The 1,900-nt window shown below is 32.4% G+C and carries 2 pseudogenes; both read left to right on the plus strand.

The features are described from left to right. Positions 1-210 (plus strand): annotated as a pseudogene (locus tag C564_RS33215) (N-acetylmuramoyl-L-alanine amidase family protein); the annotation flags it as partial. An 856-nt stretch (positions 211-1,066) separates the two neighbouring features. Further along, positions 1,067-1,669: pseudogene (locus C564_RS34065) on the plus strand (sensor histidine kinase); the annotation flags it as partial. Positions 1,670-1,900 lie beyond the last annotated feature (231 nt).

The raw sequence follows: 1,900 nt of genomic DNA on the forward strand, positions 1-1,900 counted from the left end.
AATCAAAATGGATCGATGGCTACTGGCTGGCTAAAGAAAGGGAAAAGTTGGTATTATCTAAATCAAAATGGATCGATGGCTACTGGCTGGCTAAAAGAAGGAAACAGTTGGTATTATCTAAATCAAAATGGGTCGATGGCTACTGGCAAATTGTTTATTGATAAAAAACGGTATGAATTTGCAGATAATGGAGTCATGATTGCTAGTTAATAAGTCTTACCATGTTGAAAATACAATTGTAAGTTCAGAGATAAATTAGATATATTTTAACCGGTTTCTTGCATGCTGTGGAACCGGTTATTTGTTTTACTAATATCTATTAGTTTACATTCAATACCCCAAATTCATTGACTGCACAGCAAATCTCCGGTGATAATATCAATAAATGCTGTAGTGCAGCATGCCCATCAACTTAAGAAAACAAATCCACCCCAAAACGAAAAAAGTGAACTTAATTATCATGAATAAATGTGGCGTGAAAAATGTTGTTATGGGCATATTTTGAAATCTTAGAGAGAATAAAAAAAGATATTGTTATATTCTTAAATCTGTAATATAATGAATTTATAGAATTCTTAATATTCAGAAATTTAAAGAGGAGGGAATAATATGACAATCGCAATGGCAGTTTTAAAATTTGTAGGTGGAGTACTTCCATTCGTACAAGAGCTTTTAAAAGCATTTATGTAAGTTTATTATTCCGCAATTATATATAAAAATTATCATACAAATGATCTGTATATCAAAGATGAATTGATGTGCAGATCATTTGTGTGAGTCTAAATGGTAAAAAGGCTTATTTTCTTCACAAGAATTGAGTCTTTTTATATTATTTCTTGTGGAAAATATAAAAATTTACTTCTTCTCAAAATACATGGTCAGAATGGCAGTGATTTACATATATTTGAGAATTGTATTTAGTGATAACATGAAATTCATTTTATTATAGTTAATTAAAAAATACTACCTGACCATTGCATGGAGAAATTCGGCAGGTGATGGCATGTCGCCAAGCCGAACATACCAAAAACGAGGATTTAGGTAGCACGACTTGGACTAGCAATTGTACTTACCAACAATCCATAAAGAAATACAAAGATTAAGTGGATTAATTAATGACTTATTTGACCTTTCTAAGTTAGAACTAGGGTAAGAAGATTTTCATCCGAGTTTAACACATATGGATCGTATTCTATTAGAAGTACTCGATTCACATTCTATTTCATTAGAAGAAAAACAAATTCATTTACAATTCCGAGTTTCTGATACATTGCCTAAGCTCTGGATTATGCCTTGTAAGATAGCACGGGTGATCAGTAACTTGTTACATAATGCAATTCGATATTCTCCAGTATCTGGAACGATTGAGTTAACTATAGAGGAAAATAAGCAGAAACAGCACGTTCAATTTATTTTGCGTGATGAAGGAGAAGGCATTGCTTATAGTGATCAACTATGCATATTTAAACGTTTTTTTAGAACGGATCCATCAAGAAGTTCACAATCTGGGGGATCTGGACTCGGATTAGCCATTGCACAATCGTTAATTGAAATGCACAAAGGTGAAATTGGTGTACGAGATCGTTCAGATGGTAAACAAGGGAGTGAATTTTGGTTTACTCTCCCGTTACATCCGAAACGAAATAAGATGATTGCAAGACTTTTGTAACACTTATGAAAGTGAATTGAAAGATTTTTATAATAAGATAAATATATCGAAGGTGATTTTATTTTCATCCGAGGTAAAAAGTATAAGCAATGTACAGTATAATCTTCTGCTTTATAGTTTCATCTACCTCAACAGGTGAAATTAAAACAGATGATTTACAATGAATTCGCTCAGATGTGCTAGAAAAATAAGCTTGAGCGCCCCCTTCCCCTTATTTTCAAAATCACTTTG

The sequence above is a fragment of the Bacillus sp. 105MF genome (assembly GCF_000374885.1).
Taxonomy (GTDB): domain Bacteria; phylum Bacillota; class Bacilli; order Bacillales; family Bacillaceae_G; genus Bacillus_A; species Bacillus_A pseudomycoides.